The organism is Lachnoanaerobaculum orale, assembly GCF_003862485.1.
Taxonomy (GTDB): Bacteria; Bacillota; Clostridia; order Lachnospirales; family Lachnospiraceae; genus Lachnoanaerobaculum; species Lachnoanaerobaculum orale.
Genome location: NZ_RRCM01000005.1, coordinates 1 through 24932, shown reverse-complemented (window position 1 = coordinate 24932; position 24932 = coordinate 1). Strand labels below are relative to the sequence as shown.

The following is a 24932-nucleotide window of genomic DNA, read 5'->3' as shown; positions in this document are numbered from 1 at the left end:
TATAGGATTTGGAAGAAAGACAGAAAGTGAGGTAAAAAACTTGAGAAAGAAAAAGAATATAAGGTATAAAAACAGTAGAGAAAAGCCTTTAAATCAAGAGATACAGTCTTTTTTATCTGAAAGTCAATCCGGTTATAAAAAAGAAGATGTTCAAAATCAGGGTGTTCTTATTAAAGATGATATGCCGACTGAAGTAAAGACATCTTCATCTAAGAAAACATTTATAAATCATACGGATATAGAGGATAAATATAAGGACTTAAATAACTTAAATAAAGGTAGGGATTCTTATGAGATACCGGGTAAGGGAAAGATAAGTCAAAATAAATCTTTTCTTGAGCCAAAAAAGAATAAAAAGGTCAGGCAAAAACAGATAGGCAGATTTCATCAGAAAGAAAAAGAAACCTATGAAGAATTATCTAAAGATACGGATAAAAATATAGCTTCTAATCAGTGTGATATGGGCTTTAGGGATGATAAAGCTTTACAAAAGGTATCAGCCAAGGAACAAAGATACAAAGAAAAAACTGTAAACGCATATTCTGATAAGCCTAAAAATAAAGTAAAAGCAAATAGGAAAAGATATAAGAAAATTTTGCAAGAAAACCATGACAAAGAAGATTTAAGCTTAAAAGATCGTCCAAAGAAATATTTTAAAAGTAACTTTGAAGATGAAGAATTTACAAGGACTAAGAATAAGAAAAAACCTCTAAACACAAATGATGGTGTAAAAGAAAAAAACGATAATAAAGGAGAAATAGCGGATAATTCAAAGCCTAAGCCTAAAGAATATTCAAAAAAAGCCAATGATAAATTTAGAAAACAGGAAAAGAAGATTTTAAAGCTTCAGCATAAAAAGCAAAGCTTTGAAAAGAAACTTAAAAATAAAGGTAAAGACGGCATATCTTCTAAGAGTGCAATAGTTGTAGTAGGAGCGGTAAACAGGTATCTTGAAAGTGGACAAGAGGACAATGCCGGTGTCAGCGCCGCTCATAAGACGACAGACGGCATAGAAAGTCTTGCAAGAAAAGCCCACAATCATGGAAAAGGTAGGGCATCAAAAAGACAAAAAAGGGTAGTAAGGCTTGAAAAAGATATTGAAAATCAGGAAAAAAAGCTGTTTTTCAAGAAAAATATGGAAGAATTTAAGAAAAGTAGTGAGTATCAAAACACTTCAAGGTTAAGACAGTTTTTTAAAAGGAGGCAGTATAAAAAGCAACTTCAAAAGAAATACAAAGAAAGGATAAAGAACGGGCTTAAAAAATCCTTAGCAAAGGGAAGTAAAAGGTTTGCAGAATTTATAAAAGAAAGAAGTAAAAAGATAATGTTCCTAATACTTTTGGTGGTAGGGACATTTTTTATGCTCTTTCAGGTAGGAAGCATGGTGATGGATATAGGAACGGGAACAATCAGTGATACCGTTTCTACAACCTATCTTTCCTCAGAAGATACCTTAAGGAATATCAATCAGGAATTTTCTTCCTTGGAGCAAGGACTGCAAGAGGAAATGGAAAGCGTAGAAGAGACACATCCGGGATATGATGAATATATAATAAACGGGAAAGAAAAAATCAGTCATAATGTCCATGAGTTGCTCTCATACATCACTTCCCGCTATGGTGTGGTAAAAGAAATATCTGAAATAGCCGGAGAAATACAACAGCTGTTTAATCAAATGTATACATTGACCTATAATGAAGAAATTGAAATCAGATATAAAACCGTTACATCAAGCTATATTGATGAAGCAGGGAATGAGCAGACAGAAAGCCATGAAGAAGCTTATGAATATAAAAAACTCATTGTAAACTTAGAAAAAAGAGAAATGGACGATATCATAAGAGAAGTATTTAATTCTTATCCCAACAATTTAGCCCACTATGAAGCACTGCTTTCAAGTAAAGGTAATATGGAGCTTGTTTTTGGAAGTGGTAACGGGAACTTATCAGAGATTATAAACAATCCCGACTTTTCAAATCCGGGAATTGCCTTTGATGATGTAACGGTTAAGGCATTGTTTAACGAAGCGGAGAAACATATAGGTAAAAAATATGTATTTGGAGCAAACGGACCGAATAACTTTGATTGTTCGTCCTTTGTATGCTGGAGTTTTACGCATTCAGGAGTTAAAAATATGCCAAGAACCACTGCTTGGGGGATTTATAAAACTTATTGTAATCCTGTATCTCCAAGTGAAGCAAAGGCGGGGGATATTATCTTCTTTAAAAACACTTATAACAGCAATAGTCCGATATCCCATGTAGGTATCTATGCAGGAGACGGAATGATGATACATGCAGGCAATCCTATTCGTTTTGTAAGTATAAATACACCTTACTGGATAGAACATTTCTATGGTTTCGGTAGAGTTAAATAACAGGAGGAAGAAGTTGAATAAAAAGTATCAAAAGAATATCGAAAATCAAAAGGCAATAGAAGAAAAAATAGAAGAACTTAGGCTGAGGCAGGAAATACTTAAAGAAGAGCAGGAGGAAATGGAGCAAGTCGAGGTTCTAAAAGAATATAGAAGCATTGATATTTCACTTGATGAGTTTTTAGAAATGATGAGAAATTACAAAAAGGAAAGGCAAAGTGAAAAGAAAATGAAAGAGCCGGAAAATTCTAAAGGAGTAGAGGAAAACAGAGAAAAAATCATGGAGGATACAAATGAAGGAAATGAAATCTAAAAAGAACAGGGTGAAAAGATTGGTAGGAGTTATTTGCCTACTTGTGATGTTTATTATAGGGAATGTTTACCCTACATATATTTTTGCACAGGTTAATGAAAGTGAAATAGAAACTGAGGCAATTAAGGAAACAGCAAGTAAAGATAATAAAGAAGAAAGGGAAGTACGCTTTCCGAATAAACTGGATGCAAAAGAGCCTCCAAGTGATAATCAGTTAGGTAGCCAAAGTGATGGTATAAATAAAGGTATTCCTACAGCAGAGGGCAGTGCCAAGGCGGATCTTATAGAAAATGTAAATAATGCTAATCAAAGCTATCCTATTTATCATGGAGAAAATACGGGGGATGAAAGTGGTAAATATTTTGCCGATGCCAGACAGTTCATTACATTTAAAACAAAGTCCGGAAAGACCTTTCATCTAATCATTAATTATGATGAAGAAGGACAAAATGTCATGCTGCTTACAGAAGTAAGCGAAGATGATTTATTAAATATGGTTGAAGCAAAAGAAAAACCTAAAGAGGAAGTAAAAAAGATAGAAGAGGTACCGCCACCAACAAAAGTAACAAAAGAAGAACCGGTAAAGGAAGAGCCTAAAAAGAAGGAAGAAGGTAAAGGAGGAGGACTTTATATATTTTTAGGATTGCTTGTTATGGCAGTTGCCGGAGCAGGATATTATTTTAAGATTTATAAGAAAAAACAGGAAGAAAGTGAGGATGAAGACTATAATGAACTTGAGGATGATTATGAAAGCGAGGATAATATAGAAGAACCGGAAGAAATACAAGAGGAAACGGAGCAGGAAGAAGTTGATGATATGGCAATAGATGCTTATGAGGAAGATGATGATGAGTAGAAAAGGATAAAGAATATAGTGCATTTTTTATTCATATATAGTATGATATTTATAGATACAAATATAAAAGTATTTACTAATCATAGATAAGCTATTATCTATAAGAAACATCAAATTAAAAGGAGATTTATTATGGATTTTTATCTGGATCATAATATTTATATTTACTCATTAATAGATAAATCAATAGTTTCAGCAGTAGACTTATTAAAAAAGTCTGTGAACTTTTGTTATAGCCCAGCCCATATTGAAGAAGTTTATAAGGCATTAAAAAAAGGGGATAGTAATTATTTAGAAAATAAAAAAAATATTCTTTCGCAAATTTCTAAATTTACTAATGATATGGAGTATTTGCCATCTATGACAAGTATAATAATTAAAAAAGAATCGCCTTTTATTTGCTATGAACGTATAGTAAAATATGATACAACTCAAAGGATAGAGATTGATGGTAAACATAAGTATAAAGTAGACAAAGAGCATTACAAAGAACTTTGTGATAAAGAGAAAAAATATCAAAATATCTCTAATATTGAATTTGACAAAATTTGGGAGTATGAGGATATGGTTAATGCAATAAGTCAATTAAATACTAATATGAAAGATATTATAAAAAAACATAATAACAGGTATGAAAATTCGGTTTTTAAATTGTGCGGTGTAGATAAAGACTTACCGGAAGATTTAAAGATATACTCAGGGATGTATTCTAAAATAAAGGATTCTCATAAGGTATTAGAATTTATAATAGAGATACTATTTCGTATACTAAATATAAATGGCTATAATGCAGAAAAAAAAGAGGATACAACGATTTCAGGAATTCATGATGTTTCACATGCAATATATGCAACAAAAGCAGATAAGTTATTTACTGTAGATAGAAAATTCTTCAATAAATGTAAAGCTGTATACTATTTTCTTCAGGTAGATACAGAGGTTATACTCTGTTCTAAAGAAAATATTTCCGAAATTTTGATGTCGTATAATGAGTGTTGTAAGCTTATGTGAAGAGAAGAAACTAGAGCTAAAGATTTTAAGTAAATAAAAAAATACTATACTTAGTATTTGAGGTACAATAATTGTAAATATACTATAATTTAAAATTCAAGGAGTATACAATGAATCTTTTATCAAAACTTAATTCTAGTTCAAAGACAAAAACGATTGAGCCTAGAGAGATTTTTATGACATTACCTTCAAAAGCAATGGGGTACGGGTATCCTCGGGATGTTCAAAGTGAGGTATGGAAAAAATGGTTTGATGTAAGAAATGAAAAAAAATGTAATTTTGAAAATGAATACGGGTAGTGGAAAAACAGTAGTTGGGTTAATTATGCTTCAGAGTTGTTTAAACGAGGGAAAAGGACCAGCTATATATGTGGTACCTGATAATTACTTGGTTATGCAGGTTATTGATGAAGCTAAGAGATTAGGAATTTTTGTAACAGCGGACAAAGATGATTATAACTATTCAAACTCAAAAGCAATTCTTGTTACCTCTATTCAGACTATTGTAAATGGTCATAGTTATTTTGGGATGAGAGAGTGTGGGAATTATCCAATAGGAAGTATTATTATTGATGATGTTCATGCATGTATGGATAAAATTACTGACCAATTTATGATAAGAATTAATGCTGGAACGGATGCATATAGGGAACTAATAGCTATATTTAGTTCGTCATTAAGAGATTATAATCCAAAGAGTTACATTGATGTTGTTGAAATGAAAGATTGTCGAAAAAATATACTGGTTCCATATTGGGAATGGCAAAGACAGCAAGACAATGTTTATAGAATATTAAAGAAATATAATAATAAGGATAATAGCGAAATATACTTTGGACTACCATTGCTAGAGAGAAGTTTGGATACATGTGATTGTATAATTACAGCTTCTACGATTGAAATATCTCCTAAAGGAATTGATTTATATAATATATCTAGTCTTGAAGATGCAAGTAGACGTATATATATGAGTGCAACACTAGCCGATGATAGTGTGTTTATTTCTGCACTTGGATTAGATATAGGGGATATGAAAAATATTATCACACCAGAAAATGCTAATGATATTGGAGATAGATTAGTTATCTTTCCTAAGCATATAAACAGCGAGATATCAGAAGTTGAGATAAAGAAAAAAGTTGAGGAAATAGCTAAAAAATATAATGTAGTGATACTTGTGCCTTCTTTTTCTAGAGCGGAATTTTGGGATGAACAAAGGGAACGAACAGCGACAAAAGATAATATAGATAAAGTAGTTAATAAATTAAAAAGCGGTGTTCATTTAGGAAAAGTGATTTTTGTTAATAGATATGATGGGATTGATTTGCCAGGTGATGCTTGTAGAATGTTGGTCATTGATGGACTTCCGCCTTTAAATAGTATTAAAGATAGATATATTCAAAGTGTAGCTCCTCAAAGTACTATTCTGCTACGAGAGCAAGTTCAAAGAATTGAACAAGGTATGGGACGAGGAGTGCGTTTTAATGATGATGAATGTTGTGTTGTTCTTATGGGGGATGAACTTTCAGATGTGTTATCAAGAGGTAAGGGAATAGATTATTTTAGTGCGGCTACGAAATGTCAATATGATCTTTCAAAACAATTATGGGATTTATTAGTGAGTGAAACAGGTTCAAAGCCAACAATTGATCAGATATTTGAACTTGCAAATTATTCTTTAGAAAAAAATCCAGAATGGATAAAAACTTGCAAGGAGAGTTTAGCCACGGTTAAGTATTCAAATGAGGCGAGGGTAGATGAAAGGATAGTTGCTCAAAGAAAAGCTTTTGAAAAATCCATAAATATGCAATGGATTGATGCTGCAGAAACTATTAAAATGGTTAAGGATAAAGAGGATGACAAAAGAACAAAAGGATATTTATGTCAGATTCAGGCTGAATATACAAATAAAACAGACCCTGTTCTTGCTCAAGAAATATTAACAGTTGGAAAGAATTTAAGTGCAGCTATTCTTTCACCTATTAGAGGTATACAGTATAAAAGAACAATTAATACAATTCCGCAAGCACAAGCTATTAGCACAAATATATCTGCAAGAAAGCTTGGGTTAAATGAATTATTAGTATATATAGACGGAATTTTGTCAAATTTATGTATGGAGAGTGAATATGAGAAATTTGAGGAAGCACTAAATCAAGTTGGGGTATCTCTTGGTTTTGTATGTTCGAGACCAGACAAAGAAACTGGAGGATATGGACCAGATAATTTATGGGCTATTGATTCAAGTAAGTATTTGGTAATTGAATGTAAGACGGAGGCTACTACTCAAACAATAAAGAAAGATTATTGTAATCAATTATCAGGATCGGTTCATTGGTTTAAGGAGAATTATGTATACCCAAATGAATGTATACCAATAATTGTTCACCCATCTAAATTTGTTGATATAGTTGCTTCTCCAAATGAAAATATGAGAGTTATGACTGAGAAAGAACTGACATTTTTTAGAAAGAATCTACGTGATTTTTATAGTACTTTGTGTCATAACGGGAATATCAATGATATAAATAAAATTAATGAATTGCTGCATATATATAAGCTTAGAAAAGATGATATTGTTAATATGTATACAGTTAAGTTTGAGAGAAAGAGTTAAAGGGGTAAAATCACATGAAAGTAAACCGTAATAGATTTAAGCCAAAATTATATTTTTGAACAATTAAACACCAAAAACCAAAAGGCAATCAGAAGGAAAAACTCGGATTGCCTTTTTTCATGCAAAAAAAGGAGGATTTATAAATGAATTTAGTGATATGTGAAAAGCCGAGTGTCGCAATGAGTATTGCAAAGGTAATCGGTGCAACCGGCAGACAGGACGGATACTATGAAGGAGGTGGATATATTGTAAGTTGGTGTGTGGGACATTTAATACAGATGGCAAGTCCTTCAGCTTATGATGAAAAGTATGGCAAGTGGAGCTTGGAGGATTTACCGATTATTCCGGGTGAGTATAAGTATGAGGTTTTAAAGGCAACTAGGGGGCAGTTTAACACTCTTAAAAAGCTGATGAACTCTAAAGAGATTGAGGCTGTTATTAATGCCTGTGATGCAGGGCGTGAGGGAGAGTTGATCTTTAGGCTTGTGTATGAGCAGGCAGGTTGTAAAAAGAATATCAAAAGACTTTGGATCTCATCAATGGAAGATGTGGCAATTAAAGAAGGCTTTAAGCAGCTAAAAGAGGGAAAAGAGTATGAAGATCTATACCAATCAGCTCTTGCCAGAAGTAAGGCGGATTGGCTTGTCGGCATGAACATGAGCAGGCTGTATTCCCTTATTTACAATCAAAATTATTCTGTTGGAAGAGTACAAACACCCACGCTTGCCATGATAGTAAAAAGAGATGATGAAATAACAGCTTTTAAGAAAGAAAAATATTATATAGGTGAGCTTTATTTTACCGGTTTTACTCTTTCAACAGACAGAATAGACAGCCTTGAAATTGTAGAAGATTTAGTAAATGTGGTAGGAAATACAATCACAGTAAGAAATGTGGAGAAAAAGGAAAAGCTTACAAAACCTGACTTGCCGTTTGATCTTACAACACTTCAAAGAGAATGTAACAAGTACTTCGGATACAGTGCAAAACAGACACTTGACTATGCACAAAGCCTTTATGAAAAGAAAATGATTACATATCCCAGGACGGACAGCCGATATCTTTCGGAAGATATGATTATAAATACGATAAATAACATACTTGGTAAAAATGACTTTGATACGGAGAGAATTAAAGTTATTTTTAACTCAGCTAAGGTAACGGATCACCATGCAATCATACCTACAGTAAGTTCTTTAGAGGAAGATATGTCCACAATTCCTGAAAGTGAAAGAAAAATATATAACCTTATCTTAAATAAACTCCATGCAAGTACAGGCTATCCCTTAATTGAAAATATAACAAAGATTGTTGCGGTATATGAAAGTCAGGGTGATATATTTGAATTTAAGGTAAGCGGTAAGGTCATTACAGATGAAGGTTTTACCAAATATCTTAAACAGTACGGTTCAAAGAAAAATGAAGATGTTGTATTACCTGATATAAATGTGGGAGATGTACTTAAAATCAAGGATAAAGAGATAAAAGAAAAATATACGATACCACCAAAGCATTTTACAGAGGATACTCTTCTTAAGGCTATGGAGATTGCAGGTAATGATGCACTGCAAAAGGGAATTGAGGTTGAGCGAAGGGGACTTGGAACACCGGCAACAAGAGCAGGTATTATAGAAAATTTAATTTCCAAGGATTTCATAGAAAGAGATAAGAAAAATCTTATTGCAACCAAAAAAGGAAAAGCTCTTATAGAGATAGTGGAGGATAACTTTAAGTCAGCTAAAACAACAGCCAAGTGGGAAATGAACTTGTCTGATATAGCACTGGGTAAAGCATCAAATGAAGCATTTTTATCGTGTGTTGAAACCGAGATAAAAGAAACTATTGCCAAGTATCAGGGAAGATAATCTATGTTTGATACATTGATGAAACTTGGTAAAGACAGAGAGGTCTTGGATTTTTATGCCACAGATAAAAGAGCAACAAAGGAGCTTTTAATAAGAGAAAATTTCAGAGAAACAATATATGAGCCTGCCTGCGGTCAGGGGCATATTGGAAAAGTACTGGTAGAGCATGGATACAGGGTAAAAGCGGAGGATATTTGTTACAGAGGATATGGAAGCAAAAGAGAGGTGGATTTTTTTACGATTAAGGAAAATACCTTAGACATAGTAACCAATCCGCCTTATTTTTGTGCGGATAAATTTCTAAAACACGCCCTTGAAATATCTGCCCCGAAAGTAAAAATAGCAATGCTTTTTCGCTTAGCATTTTTGGAGGGACAAAAAAGATATGAGTTATTTAAAAAATATCCTATAAAAAAGGTATATGTATTTTCCAAAAGACTTAACTGTGCTAAAAATGCCGAGTTTGAAAAGTATAAAAGCAATGCCATTGCATTTGCATGGTTTATATGGGAAGTAGGTTATACAGGAATTACGCAACTACAATGGATCTTATAAAAACAATAAAGAACAGAATTTAAGGAGGACGAAATGAACGATAATAAAAACATTCAAAGACAGGAAGAACAGACCAAGGAAGTTATAAATGAGATCAAAAAAGAATATACAAAAACAGCCGACTTTTTAGAAGATAATACGGATACACAGCTTAAAATTGCCGGGGAGCTTAAAGAAGAGCTAAAAAATAATGACTTTGATGTAAATATTGAAGAGTTAAAGGCACTTAAAGATGAAATAACAGGTCTTAAGGCGGAGATCAAAAGACTTAATGAAATGGATAATATAAGCCTTAGCTCCCTTATTGCCAAGGATATTAGGGCAGTAGGGAAATCTCTTATTAATCTTCAGGAAAAGGCGGTAGGAAGTATTAAGCACCTTTATGACAGTATGAAACATCAGCTTACCTATAACCTTACGAAGGCACAGGAAAAGTTTGTTGAGATGAAAATAGGAATTGTAAAGGGACTTGTAAACTCAATGCAAAGTTTCATAAAAGAGCAGCAAAAGAAGCTTAATAACTGCCTTGAAAAACTGGATACCTTATCTAAAGAGATACAAAAGGATGAGGAAAAGTTAAATAAGGGAAATAAGGAAGAGATTAGTCAATCGGATAATGAAAATAAAGACATTAAGACAAGTGAAAAAACAGCTGTGAGAAATGGAGGTGAAAGGCAAGGTACAAACATTCAAAAAAGCAATGAGAAAAAGCCTAAAAGTATGGAAAGAAAACCTTCCGTATTAAAAACACTTAAAGAAAATCAGCAAAAGATCAGGCAGGAAGAAAATGGGAAAGGAGAAAAGACAGTAAAAAAGGATAAGAGAATGGAAATATAATGAAAGAAGCCGACCTTATCAAATATAAAAATATTCCTGATGAATTAAAGCAAGAGAAAAGATGGTGCCTTTATAAAATCATTGTAAGAGACGGAAAAAACACAAAAATGCCTATTATGCCAAATGGAAAACCTGCCAAGTCAAATGATAGAAAAACTTGGCACAGTTTTGATGATTGCATGGATACTTTATGTAAAAATCAAGAAACCGGCTTGGGATTTTTCTTAGGGGACGGGTATATAGGAATTGATATAGATAAGGTAAGTGATGAGATAATGGAATACAGTATGGACTTAAATGCCGCTTCCATGACAGCAGATTTTCTAAGAGGGATTTCCACCTATGCGGAAATCTCTCCGTCAAAAACAGGACTGCATTTTATAGGAAAGGGTAAAGTACCGGGAGAAAGGAAGCGATATAAAAACCTTGAAATTTATGACAGGGACAGATTTTTTACGATAACCGGGAATATATTAAAGGATAAAGACAGAAGTAAAATAGTAAATATCAATCAGGAGCTGTTGCCACTTTATAAAACATATATGTCAAGGATAGATTATGGGGAATCCAAAGTCGGTAGGATTAATTTAAGTCCAAGCAGTTTGGCTGATAAAAACAGATTTTCACAAGATGATATTCTAAACATACTTTTTAATAGGAGATACTTTAACTATAGCGGAGAAGATCTAAGACAAATATATAACGGGAATTATCAAAACTATTTTAACAGCCGGTCTGAGGCTGATTTTTTTATGCTTGGGAGGTTGCTTTATTACACCTCAGATGTGGAAAAGTCAATCAGCCTTATGGAAAATAGCGGGCTTAAAAGAAATAAGTGGTATAAAAGGCGAGGAAGTACGGACTATATACACTATATTGCAGACAGGGCAATGAACGGCATAAGAAAGTTTTATGATTGGAATAAAGAAAAGGCCGATATTATAAATAATGTAAAACAAGAAGAGACTGAAAATAAGAAGGAGGGAAAGATGCCAAGATATTCAACTGAAAAAATCAGTGATATTTTATCTCACTCTTTAGAGGAAATCAGAAGGGATGTAAGTGCCTACAAAGATTTTCTAAAGACAATGGGAAATAACTATAAATACTCATATATGCACCAGTTAAGTATTTACAGTACCTACAAGAGAGCAACTGCCTGTGCGGAGTATGATTTTTGGAAAAAGCTTGGAAGAAGTGTAAAAAGAGGAGAAAAGGGAATACCGATTCTTGATTTAAGTAGAAGCATACCAAAGGTAAAGTATGTATTTGATGTCAGTCAAACAGTCAGTATAGGAAATAAGATCAATGAAGTAAAACTGTGGAAATATGAACCTGAGAAGCATACTTTAGCTGTAGATTCACTGATTGACAGCTTTAAAGAAAGAAACAGCAGGCTACTTTTTTCACAGGAAGAAAAGATAACCGCACTTATAGATTTATATGTTAGGAAAAAGATATATACCATCTTTGATATGATGACGGATGATACGCTTAAGAGTTATACCAAAGTAGAATTGATGCAATTTATCACAGAATCCATAAAGGTTTCACTTGCACAAAGAATGGATATAGGTATTCCTGTTGATGAGGGCAAACTGGAAACCGTATCAGGTATTAAGCATGGACAGGATATTGACAGCCTTCTTGGAGAAATATCTTTAATTTCTAAAGAAATGCTTATAGCTATCGGAAGAGAAATAGGGAGGATAGGTGAGAGAGAAAAACTTAAAGAAATAGAGATAAAAGAGCAGACAAAGACCGACAAGGAGCATTATAATGTAAATGATAGCAGTGAAAATACCGGAGCAATAAATAATGAGATAGAAGAAAATAAAGGAGGCTTGGCTGATGAGAGAAACAGTAATACTGGCGAACAGGGAATATCTTTTGGAGGAAGAAACCCACACCCCGATAGTCAAAGAGAATCTGTTCGAGAAACAGGGGGGAACATACAGTTTGGAGAAGATGGAAGATGGAGAGGAAGTTTTGATACCGAATATAAAGATGCCAAAGATAGTAGATCAGAGCAGACTGAACAGATTTGGCAGGGAGAGGCTCAAATTCCTGAAGGAGAACAGGGAGAATCAGTATCAGAGTATGTATTACAAAGAGACACTGATGGAGCATCTTCTAAATATAGAGGAACAGGCACAGGAGTTTTTGGAGAAGGAAGAGCCGAAAATGATGCAAATCTGGGGGCTGACAAACGAACTGAAGTCGGAGGATTTTCTGAAATATATGGGACTGAAGAAAAATCTCGATATGACACTTACAAGGATGGTATTGGAACAGATAGTCTGGGCATAGAAAGTGATTCACGACTAAATATCAGAAATATTGAAAGGGAAGTTGAAAAGACTTCCTTTTCTTTTGCCGGGAATGAGGGCGGTCAGGTGCGATTTAACTTGCCCTTACAGCAAAAAGAAGTAGATACGGTTTTAATTTATGGAGGAAATGAAGAAGACCTAAGATTAAAGATTTTGGCTGAGTATTCTAAGGGAAAAAGTATAGAAGAATTAGCTGATTTCCTTCAAAGCAGCTTTAGAGGTGGAAACGGTTATGAGGTAGCCGGGAATAAGGTTTGTGCATGGTATGATAAAGAAGGAGTTTACTTATCCAATGATATTTCATCAAAAACAAATCCGATGCAGATTTTATCATGGAGTAATGCAGCGAAACGTATAGGAGAACTTATTGAAAGCGGTGAATATGCAACCAATGTAGAGGTGGCGGAAGCCTTTTACTATGAAAGAAAAAAACTTGTAGAAAAATTGTGGTACTTAAAAAGAGATTTTGCAGATGATGTAAAAGAAGCTTACCTACAGGTTCTTGACCGAACAGAAAAAAACGGATTTCCTGACGAAACCGAAGAACTTTCAGAAAAGCTTAGAAGTCCTGAATTTAGAAATAAGCTTAGAGAAGAATATAGCATATTTTTACAGGACTATATGGAAAATAAGGGGATATTAAGATTTCATTTTCACAAGGTGGAAGAGATTTTAAAAAGTCTGAATGATTTGGAGATACCAAGGAAGGAATTTAGTTCAGGTCTTATTGAACTACCAAAGATAAAAGAATTTATCACAGAAGATGAGATAGATGAAAATTTAAGAAGAGGAAGCGGTATTTCAGGAGGTGAAAAACGGATTGCCGACTTTTTTAGAGAAAATCATACACTTTCAGAACAGGCGGAGTTTTTAAAAAATGAGTACGGCACAGGTGGAAGAACTCATGCTTTATCAGGAAATATGGAAAGCAGTGAATGGCATGATGCTAAGGGAATCGGGCTTAAAAAGGGAAACTCTCCGGAAGTTATGCTTAGCTGGAGTCAAGTGGCAGTAAGGATTAAAGACTTAATAAAGAATGATCGATATGAAAATAAGGATATTGTGTCCGATGTACAAAAACAGCCAAAATCAAAAGAAGAAAATAAAAAGGCATCAGAGCTTAGAGCTAAAAATGAGATTATATCTGCTCTGACTTTTAAGGAAGTAAAGAAAGAGGATGAATATCAATTCAACCCACAAAATGAAGAATTTACTTTGCTTAAAAAGACTGTAGATGAAGGAAACTTAAAAGTACCGGAGCATATAACGAACAGCATAGACGGGAAAGTCGGATATGAAGCGGAGCTTGTTTTAGATATGAAAAACAGACAGCTAAAGCAAAACCTGAGATACAATGGATATATGCTTAATTCTAATCGTGCAATCGAGTATGAAAGTTATCATGAAATGCTTCAAAACCTCTCTTACTTGCTTGATGATAACCATAGAAATGTACTTCTTACAGGTTATATAAATGAACAGATTAAAAAGGCAAATGAACAAGAAAATGTAAATGAGCCGATTTTTAAAGAAGGTATGCAGGTAAGATATCAAGGAAAGGAATACCTGATTTCAGAAATAAGTGATTATGGAAACTGTAAAACAATAAAATTGGATGATAATGAAGAGTATCTTAGCGGCTTTGTTACAGGAAGTGAGATCCTGACATTTAGAAATGAAAACGAACTTGACTTTGAGATACTTTCCACAGAAGAAAAATCACCGGAGAAAAGTGTAGATAAAGAAGCTTTACCTGTCTTAAATAAAGAATCTTTAAGTGAAACATTAAAACAAGAAGATGTATATACAGGTAGAGAACATACAAAAAACATTATACCTGCAAATTACAGGATAACAAGAGAAGATGAAGTCCTACCACCCTCAGAGCGATTAAAAAACAACATTGAGGCAATAAAGGTACTAAAGAGACTTAATAAAGAAAACAGAAATGCAAGTAAAGAAGAGCAGGATATTTTAAGCCGCTATGTAGGTTGGGGAGGTCTTTCAGATGTATTTGATGAAGAGCGGGGAGGTCAGTGGCAGGAGGCAAGGATGTTCTTAAAAGAAAACCTATCACAGTCAGAGTATGAGGCTGCTAAAGAAAGTACGCTAACCGCCTTTTATACACCAAAGGTAGTAATAGATGCTATTTATCATACTTTATCGGATATGGGATTTGAGAGTGGAAATATCTTAGAGCCAAGTATGGGAACGGGAAGGTTTATAGGAAACCTACCGGAGTCAATGCAAAAGTCAAAGTTTTACGGTATAGAGCTTGACAGTATCAGCGGACAGATTGCTAAAAAGTTATACCCTAATGCAAATATTCAGGTAAAAGGCTTTGAAGAAACTGCTTTTTCAAATAATCTTTTTGACATAGCTGTAGGAAATGTACCCTTTGGAGAGTATAGGGTATCCGATCGTGAGTATGAAAAAAACAACTTTCTTATTCACGATTATTTTTTTGCCAAAACACTGGATAAGGTGCGTAGCAAAGGAGTGATTGCTTTTATAACTTCATCAGGCACAATGGATAAAAGAAATGAGGACATAAGAAGATATATAAGTGAGCGGGCAGAGTTTCTGGGAGCTATAAGACTGCCGAATAATACATTTAAAGGTGAAGCAGGCACAGAGGTTACAAGTGATATTATTTTCTTAAAGAAAAGAGACAGGCTGTTAAAGATAGATGAGGACTGGGTTAAGCTTGATAAGAACAGGCAGGGACTAAGCTATAACAAATACTTTGTAGATAATCCACAGATGGTACTTGGTAGTATGCAGGAAGTACCGGGCAGGTTCGGCACTACTCTTGCTTGCATTGCAGATGAAAGTAAATCAATAAAAGAGCAGCTTGAGGATGCAATTAAAAATATCAAAGGCACTTATGAAAAGGCGAAGTTAAATGAAGAACTTGAAACAGAAATACTTTCGGCTGATGACAATGTTAAAAATTATTCCTATGCAGTGATTGAAGATAAGGTGTTCTTTAGAGAAAACTCCATTATGCAAAGGTTACTTTTAAATAAAGCTGATGAGGAGAAGATAGGAGCATATCTTGAAATAGAAAAAGCGTTAAGAGGAGTAATTACCTATCAAAAGGAAGATTATCCGGAAGAGGAAATAAAAGCCTTACAGGGGAGATTAAATAAGCTTTATGATGATTTTTCTAATAAATATGGACTGATTAATTCAAGGGCAAATAAAAGACTACTTCAGGAGGATGCCAACTACTCTTTAGTATCCACCTTGGAAAACCTAGATAAAGAGGGTAACTTTATCGGTAAGTCTGACATTTTTACAAAAAGAACTATTAAAAAAGCTATGGTAATTGAACATACGGATAGCTTAAGCGAAGCACTGATTCTTTCTATATCTCAAAAAGGGAATGTAAACTTTGAGTATATGGAGGAGCTTACAGGAAAGATAAGAAAAGAGCTGATAGAAGGGCTAAAAGGAGAGATATTCTTAAATCTTGACAGTTTTGAACCAAGTGATATTACGCCTTTTTCATCAGCTTTGGATTTATTGGATTTTTCAAGAGAATATGTCAGTGCAGATGAATACTTATCAGGTAATATCAGAGAGAAAATAGAAGTAGTAGACGCATATATAAAAAATATAGATTATGAAGTTAATAAAAATAAAGAGGAGTTAGATAAGCCTCAGGTATTACAATCGGGTATTGACGGGGGAAGATCCAAGCAGGAAGAATTATCACATAAATCAGAAATAACAGAGAAAATTTCGGTATTAAAACAGGAATTATCAGCTCTTAATTATCAAAAGAAAAAGTTAGAAGAAGTAATGCCGAAAACTCTTGAAGCAAGTGATATAACTGTCAAGATGGGTTCTACATGGATACCTGAAAAAGACTATAAGAGCTTTATGTTTAATCTGTTAAAGACCTCCGCATCAAACAGATGGAATATAGATATTAAATATACTGATTTTACGGGAGAGTATAGGGTAGAGGGAAAAAGCACAGATAAAAATAACGACCTGGCTAATTTCACATATGGAACAAGCAGAGTGAGTGCATATAAGCTTATAGAGGATAGTCTAAATCTTAGAGATACTAAAGTATATGACCAGATAATTGATTCGGATGGAAGAAAAACATCAGTTCTAAATCAAAAAGAGACCATGCTTGCAAGGAGTAAACAGGAAATTATAAAAGAAGAATTTAAAAACTGGATCTTTGAGGATGTGGACAGAAGAAACAGACTGGTGAAAAAATATAATGAAAGATTTAATTCCATTCGATTAAGGGAGTATGACGGAAGGCATTTGCCTTTTGATGGAATAAATCCTGAAATTAAGCTTAGACCACATCAAAAAGATGCAATAGCAAGGGGACTTTTTGGAGGGAATACCCTGCTTGCACATGAAGTAGGGGCGGGAAAGACCTTTGAGATGATAGGAATTGCGATGGAGTCTAAAAGGCTTGGGATGAGTTCTAAAGCCATGTTTGTAGTTCCAAATCATATCGTGGAACAGTTCGGGCGTGAGTTTAACGAGCTTTATCCGGCAGCCAATATACTTTGTGCTACGGAAAAGGACTTTACACCGGACAAGCGGAAAAGATTTTGCAGTAGGATTGCAACAGGAGACTATGATGCGGTGATTATCGGACATAGTCAATTTGAGAAAATTCCGATTTCAAAGGAAAGACAGGAGTATGAACTTAAAAGTCAGATCGATGAGATTGTGGAATTTATTGGAGAGTATAAAAGAGACAGGGATCAAAGATTTAGTGTAAAACAGCTTGAAAAAACAAAGAAAAGTCTGGAAGCAAAATTAAAGAAACTTAATGATGATTATAAAAAAGATGATGTGGTAACCTTTGAGGAACTGGGAATTGATAAGCTTTTTGTGGATGAAGCCCATGCATATAAAAATCTGTACCTGTTTTCAAAAATGAGAAATGTTTCAGGAATCAGTGCAACGGATTCGCAAAAGTCAAGTGATATGCTTATGAAGTGCAGATATATGGATGAGATAACAGGTGGTAAGGGAGTTGTTTTTGCAACAGGAACTCCGGTTAGCAACAGTATGGCTGAACTTTATACCATGCAAAGGTATCTTCAGTATGACGGACTTAAAAAAATGCACCTTCAGCACTTTGATTCGTGGGCATCTACTTTTGGAGAAACGGTTACGGCAATAGAGCTTAATCCTGAAGGGAACGGATATAGAAGTAAGACAAGATTTTCAAAGTTTTACAACCTCCCGGAGCTTATGAACATGGTTAAGCAGTTCATGGATATAAAAACGGCGGATGTATTAAATCTTCCCGTTCCAAATGCACATTTTGAAACCATAAAGACAAAGCCTACCGAGGAGCAAAAGCAAATACTTGAAACTTTTTCAGAAAGGGCGGATAAGGTTCGAGCAAAACAGGTGGATTCCTCTGTCGATAATATGCTGCTTATTACTAATGACGGAAAGAAGATGGCACTTGATCAGAGGCTTATAAATCCCTTACTTCCCGATGATGAGAACAGCAAGGTAAATACTTGTGTAAAAAATATCTTCAGCATATGGGATAAATATGCAGATAAAAGGTCGGCTCAGCTTGTCTTTTGTGATATGTCTACACCCTCAAGCGAGTTTAATATTTATGATGATATCAAAAACAAGCTTATAGTAATGGGTATCCCTGAAGGGGAAATTGAATTTATCCATAATGCAAACAACAACAGAGAAAAGGATGCTATCTTTGATAAGGTAAGGAAAGGAGAAATTCGTGTGCTTTTAGGTTCCACACAGAGGATGGGAGCAGGAACCAATGCACAAGATAAACTCATTGCCATTCATGATCTTGATGTCCCATGGAGACCTGCGGATCTTTCTCAAAGAGCCGGAAGAATCGTAAGACAGGGAAATGAAAATAAGGATGTTTATATCTTCAGATATGTAACTGAAAACACCTTTGATGCTTATCTTTTCCAAACACTTGAAAATAAACAAAAGTATATTTCACAGATAATGACAAGTAAAACACCGGTAAGAGTTGCAGAAGATGTGGATGAGGCTACATTAAATTATGCTGAAATAAAGGCACTTGCTACAGGTAATCCTTTAATTCGTGAGAAGATGGATCTTGATGTGGAGGTATCTAAGTTAAAAATGCTTGAGTCCAACTTCAAGTCAAACCTGTATAAACTTGAGGATAAGGTGGTAAAGGTTTACCCTAAAGAAATAGAAAATTTAAAAAATAAAATAGAAAATCTGAAAAAAGATATAAAAGCAGTAGAGCCATATAGAGAAGAAAATACAGATAAGGCAGTATATATTCAGTCAAGTTTGGAGAATGTAGGGGAAAATTCAATAGAAACAGAGAAAAAGTCGGATAAAGAAGCAGTATCAAAATTCACCTCTCTTATTCTTGACGGCAAAAAATATACGGATAAAAGACAAGCCGGAGAATTTTTGATAAGCAAGATAAAAAGCATAAAAAAGACGGATGATTTTAAGTCGGAAGAAGTAAAAATCGGAGAGTACAGAAACTTTGATTTATTTGCATACTATGACAGCTTTTCAAATCAGTATAAATTTAATCTAAAAGGCGAAGAGAATCATTATGGTGAATTTGGAGCGGATGGTATAGGAAATATAACGAGAATGGATAATGTCCTTGATAAAATGCCTGAGAGACTGGAGCAAACTTTAGGTAAGCTTAATGATACTGAAAGTCAACTTGAAACCGCAAAACTTGAAATTCAGAAGAAATTTTCTCAGGCACAGCTTCTAAAAGAAAAGACATTAAGGCTTGCTGAGGTAAATAATCTACTGGATATGGGGCAAAAAGAAGCAGTAACAGAAGGGAAAAATCCGTTACTTGAAGAGGTAAAAGAAGAATTGATTCATTTCTTAAATAAGGAGTATGAGGAAAACCATAGTATAGAGGATTTTGATACTTTGTTTCCCGATTTAAGTGATATAGGGCTTGCTTATACAACTACACCGGATGAAAAGCATGAAATACAGACAAGCCTTGATTTAATCAATTATAAAATGAATACCTATGTTGATAATACTTTAGTTAACAGCTTTCAGTATACCTATGATCCTCTTGATGCAAGTGATAGAAGTGAGCTTGTGCAGATAAAGGCAAACATAGGTTTTTGGGATTTTAATGAGCTTATTTATGTGGATGAAGAAAAGTTAAAAGAGGCACTTGGGCTTGAAATCGATGATGATGGGAATTTTTATGATCCGTTAGAAAAAGATACGGACTTGGACGGTGTAGCGGACAGGTACGATGCCGACTTTAGAGACAGCAAGGTACAAAGTATCGGAGATTTTAATAAAAGAGATAGAAACTCTGTAGTAGATAAATTAAACGGGTATAAGGAACAAATCAGTCAAACAGGTGCAAGGGAAAATCAATTAGAATACTTTGAGGAGGCAAGGTAGGATCCGGATAAAAAATATCATATGAAAATATGGGAAGAGAGTATCTTTTATGGGTACTCTTTTCTCAATCTTAATAGAAAAATAAAGTGTAAAGACAGAAATGGAGGAATTTATGAACTTAAAAAAAGGAGATATTATTAAAACGGCACTGGGAGAACATACAACGGTATTAGATGTAAAGAAAAATCAGGCAGTATTATTTACAGGTGAACAATTTGTTATAGCATCAGGAATTAAAGAAAATAAAGAAAACGGTAAGTTTGAGTGGGTAAACGGAAGATATGCAAATGATTTAAAAAGTATTTCAAATATGCAAAACAACAGCTTTGAAAGTATGAAAGAAACGCTATCATTCTTGGCGGAATACAATCATAGTGATTTCATCAAGGGAATAATATCACTGGAAACAGATATAAATAATGAAGATATACTTGATAATGCCTATGACAACTATATGAATGACTCTTATATGGGGTTGATTGATGAAAGATTTATGGACTTTATTGATGAAGGATTGGAAACAATGAAAGATACGAGGCAGGAAGAGGTACAAAAAGAGGCAGGCACACAGGAGCAAACCGGACAAAAAGTAAGTGAGAATAGGAAGTCTACAACACAGAACAATGTTGAAAAAGCAAACACAGGTATGAAAGATAACGGGGATCAAGAAAAGCAGTATATAAAAGGTAATCTTACCGCCGATGTTGAAATAAAGGATCTAAGATCAAATGAGGGACAGGATTTTAGAGTGGCAAGCTTTTCTATTGCTCAAAATGACGGAATGGGGAATGTAAAGTTTATGAATTGCTTTGCCTATAATGAGCAGGTTCAAGCAGTAAAGGACTTTAGAAAAGGTGATTTTGTTTCGCTTTCAGGAAAAGAAAAGCTTAGTACCGGAAAGAATGGAAAGCAATATACAAACTTTAAGGTATATTCCGCCAAGCTGTTAAAAGCCAGAGGACAATCTCAAGATACAAAGGAGAAGGTTTCAACACTTAAAAAACTAAATGATTATAAAGAAAAAACGGATGGCAGATCACAAGAACAAGGGAAAATGAAAAGTGAAAAAGGGATAGAAAGATAAAAGTAGGGGGATTGCAGCCTGATAAGTTGCTTTCCCCTGTTTTTTTTGATTCTCTTTTAAACTTAAAATAAGGGTTTGCTAAAAAAGGAGAGGGGCGTTATATTATAAGAAATAGGATTATTTAGTAGAAAGGATGAAATGATATGATTGTTATTTTTATAGCCTTAATTATACTATATTTGGGAGTTATCCTGTTTGTAGGAACAACATTTGTAAAAATAAGCTTATTTGCAATGGATAAGCTTGCGGTATTTATAGCAAGTTGGTACTATACTCACAATTATTTTTCCATCAAGTTTTCATCCGAATATGCAGTATATTTTTGGGATATATTAGCAGCAATAGTGGCTGTAGTGCTATATTCTGTCTTATTTAAGCTCATTCATGATAAATTTGGGTTGATTGGAAAGATTCTTAATTTAGCCATTTCATTCTTCAGCTCTATGACAGTGTATTGTATTTTGGTAAATGGGTTTATTACAAATGAAAAATCTTATTTCCTACCCCTTTTAAACAATGATTTAGCCAATCAGGTGGTAAACTATATCATAATAGGTATAATCTCTTTAGTTGTATGGAAAAGAAGAGAAGATTATCTTATAGAAATGGACAAGGTATAAGAAAACAGTGTTATTAAAAAACAGATCTTGCAGAAAAATTTAACACTGGGGGTAATCATACTGTTTTGAATTAGCCTATAAGAAAAAGTCTACCACTATGTCTATATGTTTTTGTTACTTATAAAGAAGGAGGCTGCTTTCTACCAAAAATCAGGTAGGAGTGGTCTCCTTCTTTTATTTTTCCAGATGGTTATTAAGGTATATATCCGTATTTTTCTTTGCTTGTTGAAGATCGTGGAGCATGAAGTTTTGATAGGAGTATTCTTCCATAAGGCTAATTTTTTTCTGTTCCAAAACAGCATATTTATCTGACAGTTCCGGAATACTTAATGTACAGTATCCTGATTTTTCAAGTTCTTTTAAGGCGATTTCATAGGCAATAATCTGTGGCTTGTATTCTTCATAAAAGGTGATATTTTCTTTATCTTCAATATACATGTCATAGATCAGCTGATTTTTAGAAAGGGTGTTTTTATTCTCTATCACAGAATATATGGATTTCATTTCCTGTTCAACTTGCTTTATTCGATCTAATAATTGTTGCCTGTCTGAGGCTGCCTTCTTTAATTTTAATTCCAGTTCTTCATAGGTGTTTATTCCATATCTTCTCATTTCGTTTAAGGATGAAGCCATTGTTTTCATGTTATGTTTACCTGCCCACACTTCATAACCTTTTGAGGATTTTACCTTTTCATTGTTCTTTACATTTACAATAGTATCAGGCTTTTTATAAGAGAGTTTGTCATAAAGCTGTTCTTTATTATAAATCTGCTGTTTAGTCGGATCTTCAATTCTTTCTTTAATTCGCTCTTTTGTATAATCTTCTCCAAGTACATTTGCCTTTGCTCTTGTAAATCTTCCGCTATCTTTTTTGTCTTTATGGCGGAATGAAAGATACTTTCCAATCTTAATTTCATATCCTAAATCTTCCATTGCTTTTAAAAACTCTTCGTAAGTACCGGATTTTAGAATTGCTTTATCAATAGCAAGGTGAAGCTTGTTTTTCCAAGAACCGCCTTTCTTAAATTCCATATATTCAATATAGCTTTTACCGTTTGTGGAATATCTGTTCTTGAATTTTTTATAGTTTTCATCAATGACAGATAAACCGTTTTCCTTACAAATCTCATCACTGACAGTTCTGATTTGATGATAACTTCTTTTGTTGCTTTGATATGCCTTACCTGTTACAAAACTTACATTATTAAATAAAATATGATTATGAAGATGCCCCTTATCTATGTGGGTAGTGAGTACATACTCATACTTTCCTTGAAAGACCTTTTCACATAGTTCAAGACCTATTTTGTGTGCCTGTTCAGGAGTGGTTTCTCCGGGAGCAAAAGATTGAATTAAATGCCTTGCCAATATTTTTGCCTTGGAATTACATTCTCTTTTTGTCTGATCAAACTCAAGATGAGCCAGCTTAGGATTGCAGTTAAAAGAGGAAATAAGGATTTTTTCATCAGTTTTATCAGCATTCATTATGTAGTTTAGGGCTAAGTGCAAAGTTTTTTTTATGGGATGAATCTTTGTAACAGCCATTATATCTCCTCCGTATTTATGGTTTCTAAATTTCCAAGGTCATATAGTTTTTTTCGCAGAGAGTAAATATCTTTTCCCTGCTTTTTTAGTAGCTCCTGTATATCAAGGATGTCATCTTTATAAATCACTGCAGTGGAATTTACCCGCTTTGCAATCTGATTTATGCTGCCAGTTATTCTACCTATACTTGCGGAAAGTTCCCTAAAAACTGTCATATCCAATACAAAAATATCCTTGCCAAGGATGCATTTCATAATAAACTGACGCAAAGTTTTACAACCGGAGAGCTCATATTTTTTGTTTAAAATTTTAAGTTCATCATCGGAAAGCATAAGGTATATTCCGTTATTTCTTGTTCTGTTTGCCATATTATAACCTCCAAATTCATAGATGTATTTAAAAGTTTACAAAAGAAAAAACCTGTAAAATCAAGCACAAACTTGATATACAGGTTTCATTTATTTTTATATTTCTTTGTCAAGAAAACTCCTGATTTACAACTTTAATAAATCTCCGACGACAATATTTATATCTTTTCCATAATCAAAATATCGTAATAAAGTGGTTATACTGTCATCCATTTGGAATTGCTTTGATTTTGCATATAATATTTCCTCAGTTCCATTTTTTTCTGCAACAGCAACTGTAAATATTTCATCGCTTCTTTCTTCAAATTTTATTACAGGGAAATCTGCTGTAATGGTAGAAATATTAAATTCACACACATTACTTTCATAAAATTGAAAATTTAAATCTCCAAAAGTATAGGACAATTTGCCTTCATTTATTTTTTCTAAAGCTAAATTTTTTAGTTCTCTAAATATGTTCAAACGCCGTTCCTCCTTTTTGATATTGTGTGATAATTGATACTAGCTATATTATAAATCAAGATAAAATATAAGTAAAGATTTTCTGCTTATTTTATATTTTATATTTTATATTTTTTACAGGGGTTTGGGGATTTCCCCAGCAAGCAAAATGGACGAAAATAGCAGCTCCATTGTGGAACACTAAAGTCCATTTTTTCTTAAGTGCATATGCACTTACTGTGCTTGCTAATAGAGTTTACTAATAGAGTTTATGGCTGAAAATCAGTACAACTAACCATAGCTTTAATGCCATTTTATGTATTGTAATATAGATGTAAATTATATTAAAAAAACTTGAAAATATTCTGTATATGTGGTACTATCGTAGTCAGATAAGGAATATAAAAATTTGTAAATAATATAAGTATATTTGTTGTTTTGTCATAACTAAGGGGTATTTATTAGTAAAGATAGATATTCTCGGTAGCTGAATTAGCTCCGATAGAGATAAACAACATATTTATCCGTTGTTATTTTTCTATATTAGTCTATCTCCTGTGCTAACAATAAAATTAATTATTGTATCCTGTGGGATTTACTATTGTTTATATTCCTTTTACCCGACATGTTACGTAATAAAGTCTTAGAGTTTGTATTTTATTTAAAAAAAATATAGATTTAAGGAGATACAGGAT

16 protein-coding genes and 1 pseudogene are annotated in these 24932 nt (G+C 33.6%); 14 read left to right on the top strand and 3 right to left on the bottom strand.

Going from position 1 to position 24932, the window contains the following annotated elements; genetic code table 11:
- Positions 1-40: 40 nt before the first annotated feature.
- From EHW90_RS12975 to EHW90_RS12920, 14 genes and pseudogenes are all read left to right on the top strand, one after another.
- Complete coding sequence (locus EHW90_RS12975) at positions 41-2377, top strand: C40 family peptidase (RefSeq protein WP_207667065.1); 2337 nt, start codon at positions 41-43, stop codon at positions 2375-2377.
- Positions 2378-2390: 13 nt separating this feature from the next.
- Entirely contained in the window at positions 2391-2687 is a 297-nt protein-coding gene (locus EHW90_RS12970; RefSeq protein WP_124953090.1) for a conjugal transfer protein, read from the top strand.
- Positions 2668-3543: a CD1107 family mobile element protein gene (locus tag EHW90_RS12965; protein WP_124953089.1), complete on the top strand. Its 876-nt coding sequence runs from the start codon at positions 2668-2670 to the stop codon at positions 3541-3543. The genes EHW90_RS12970 and EHW90_RS12965 overlap by 20 nt, the downstream gene beginning before the upstream one ends.
- Before the next feature lie 132 nt (positions 3544-3675).
- Positions 3676-4554 (top strand): hypothetical protein, encoded by an 879-nt coding sequence (locus EHW90_RS12960; protein WP_124953088.1) that lies wholly within the window; start codon positions 3676-3678, stop codon positions 4552-4554.
- Positions 4555-4664: 110 nt separating this feature from the next.
- On the top strand, positions 4665-4853 hold the full coding sequence (locus EHW90_RS12955) for a hypothetical protein (protein ID WP_124953087.1): 189 nt from the start codon (positions 4665-4667) through the stop codon (positions 4851-4853).
- Positions 4816-7170: a DEAD/DEAH box helicase gene (locus EHW90_RS12950; protein WP_124953086.1), complete on the top strand. Its 2355-nt coding sequence runs from the start codon at positions 4816-4818 to the stop codon at positions 7168-7170. Before EHW90_RS12955 ends, EHW90_RS12950 begins: the two co-directional genes overlap by 38 nt.
- A gap of 143 nt (positions 7171-7313) precedes the next feature.
- Complete coding sequence (locus EHW90_RS12945) at positions 7314-9035, top strand: DNA topoisomerase 3 (RefSeq protein ID WP_124953085.1); 1722 nt, start codon at positions 7314-7316, stop codon at positions 9033-9035.
- Positions 9036-9038: 3 nt separating this feature from the next.
- Complete coding sequence (locus EHW90_RS12940; RefSeq protein WP_124953084.1) at positions 9039-9590, top strand: NAD(P)-dependent oxidoreductase; 552 nt, start codon at positions 9039-9041, stop codon at positions 9588-9590.
- 33 nt (positions 9591-9623) lie between these two features.
- Entirely contained in the window at positions 9624-10427 is an 804-nt protein-coding gene (locus tag EHW90_RS12935) for a conjugal transfer protein (RefSeq protein WP_124953083.1), read from the top strand.
- Positions 10427-11332: pseudogene (locus EHW90_RS13910) on the top strand (hypothetical protein); the annotation flags it as partial. The gene EHW90_RS12935 and the pseudogene EHW90_RS13910, both read left to right, overlap by 1 nt.
- Before the next feature lie 946 nt (positions 11333-12278).
- The gene (locus EHW90_RS13905) at positions 12279-12737 is read left to right on the top strand and encodes a TnpV protein (protein ID WP_408610049.1); all 459 of its coding nucleotides are present in this window, start codon (positions 12279-12281) and stop codon (positions 12735-12737) included.
- A gap of 680 nt (positions 12738-13417) precedes the next feature.
- A complete protein-coding gene (locus tag EHW90_RS12930; protein WP_408610048.1) occupies positions 13418-20179 on the top strand; it encodes a helicase-related protein in 6762 nt (2253 codons plus the stop codon).
- A 112-nt stretch (positions 20180-20291) separates the two neighbouring features.
- A complete protein-coding gene (locus EHW90_RS12925; RefSeq protein WP_124953082.1) occupies positions 20292-21263 on the top strand; it encodes a single-stranded DNA-binding protein in 972 nt (323 codons plus the stop codon).
- A 143-nt stretch (positions 21264-21406) separates the two neighbouring features.
- A complete protein-coding gene (locus EHW90_RS12920; protein ID WP_124953081.1) occupies positions 21407-21883 on the top strand; it encodes a conjugal transfer protein in 477 nt (158 codons plus the stop codon).
- Between the two features lie 174 nt (positions 21884-22057).
- Here EHW90_RS12920 and EHW90_RS12915 read toward each other — a convergent pair whose 3' ends face one another.
- From EHW90_RS12915 to EHW90_RS12905, 3 genes are all read right to left on the bottom strand, one after another.
- The gene (locus EHW90_RS12915; protein WP_124953080.1) at positions 22058-23428 is read right to left on the bottom strand and encodes a relaxase/mobilization nuclease domain-containing protein; all 1371 of its coding nucleotides are present in this window, start codon (positions 23426-23428) and stop codon (positions 22058-22060) included.
- Positions 23428-23796 carry a plasmid mobilization protein gene (locus tag EHW90_RS12910; RefSeq protein ID WP_124953079.1) on the bottom strand — a complete coding sequence of 123 codons (369 nt, stop codon included), beginning with the start codon at positions 23794-23796 and terminating at the stop codon, positions 23428-23430. Before EHW90_RS12910 ends, EHW90_RS12915 begins: the two co-directional genes overlap by 1 nt.
- A gap of 126 nt (positions 23797-23922) precedes the next feature.
- Positions 23923-24258: a hypothetical protein gene (locus EHW90_RS12905; RefSeq protein WP_124953078.1), complete on the bottom strand. Its 336-nt coding sequence runs from the start codon at positions 24256-24258 to the stop codon at positions 23923-23925.
- Between the last annotated feature and the right edge of the window lie 674 nt (positions 24259-24932).

What these genes read in the sequence shown, in the direction of transcription:
- EHW90_RS12965 (WP_124953089.1), top strand. Translation starts at nt 2,668, where the DNA reads ATGAAGGAAATGAAATCTAAAAAGAACAGGGTGAAAAGATTGGTAGGA.
- EHW90_RS12960 (WP_124953088.1), top strand. Translation starts at nt 3,676, where the DNA reads ATGGATTTTTATCTGGATCATAATATTTATATTTACTCATTAATAGAT.
- EHW90_RS12955 (WP_124953087.1), top strand. Translation starts at nt 4,665, where the DNA reads ATGAATCTTTTATCAAAACTTAATTCTAGTTCAAAGACAAAAACGATT.
- EHW90_RS12950 (WP_124953086.1), top strand. Translation starts at nt 4,816, where the DNA reads ATGAAAAAAAATGTAATTTTGAAAATGAATACGGGTAGTGGAAAAACA.
- EHW90_RS12945 (WP_124953085.1), top strand. Translation starts at nt 7,314, where the DNA reads ATGAATTTAGTGATATGTGAAAAGCCGAGTGTCGCAATGAGTATTGCA.
- EHW90_RS12940 (WP_124953084.1), top strand. Translation starts at nt 9,039, where the DNA reads ATGTTTGATACATTGATGAAACTTGGTAAAGACAGAGAGGTCTTGGAT.
- EHW90_RS12935 (WP_124953083.1), top strand. Translation starts at nt 9,624, where the DNA reads ATGAACGATAATAAAAACATTCAAAGACAGGAAGAACAGACCAAGGAA.
- EHW90_RS13905 (WP_408610049.1), top strand. Translation starts at nt 12,279, where the DNA reads ATGAGAGAAACAGTAATACTGGCGAACAGGGAATATCTTTTGGAGGAA.
- EHW90_RS12925 (WP_124953082.1), top strand. Translation starts at nt 20,292, where the DNA reads ATGAACTTAAAAAAAGGAGATATTATTAAAACGGCACTGGGAGAACAT.
- EHW90_RS12920 (WP_124953081.1), top strand. Translation starts at nt 21,407, where the DNA reads ATGATTGTTATTTTTATAGCCTTAATTATACTATATTTGGGAGTTATC.
- EHW90_RS12915 (WP_124953080.1), bottom strand. Translation starts at nt 23,428, where the DNA reads ATGGCTGTTACAAAGATTCATCCCATAAAAAAAACTTTGCACTTAGCC.
- EHW90_RS12910 (WP_124953079.1), bottom strand. Translation starts at nt 23,796, where the DNA reads ATGGCAAACAGAACAAGAAATAACGGAATATACCTTATGCTTTCCGAT.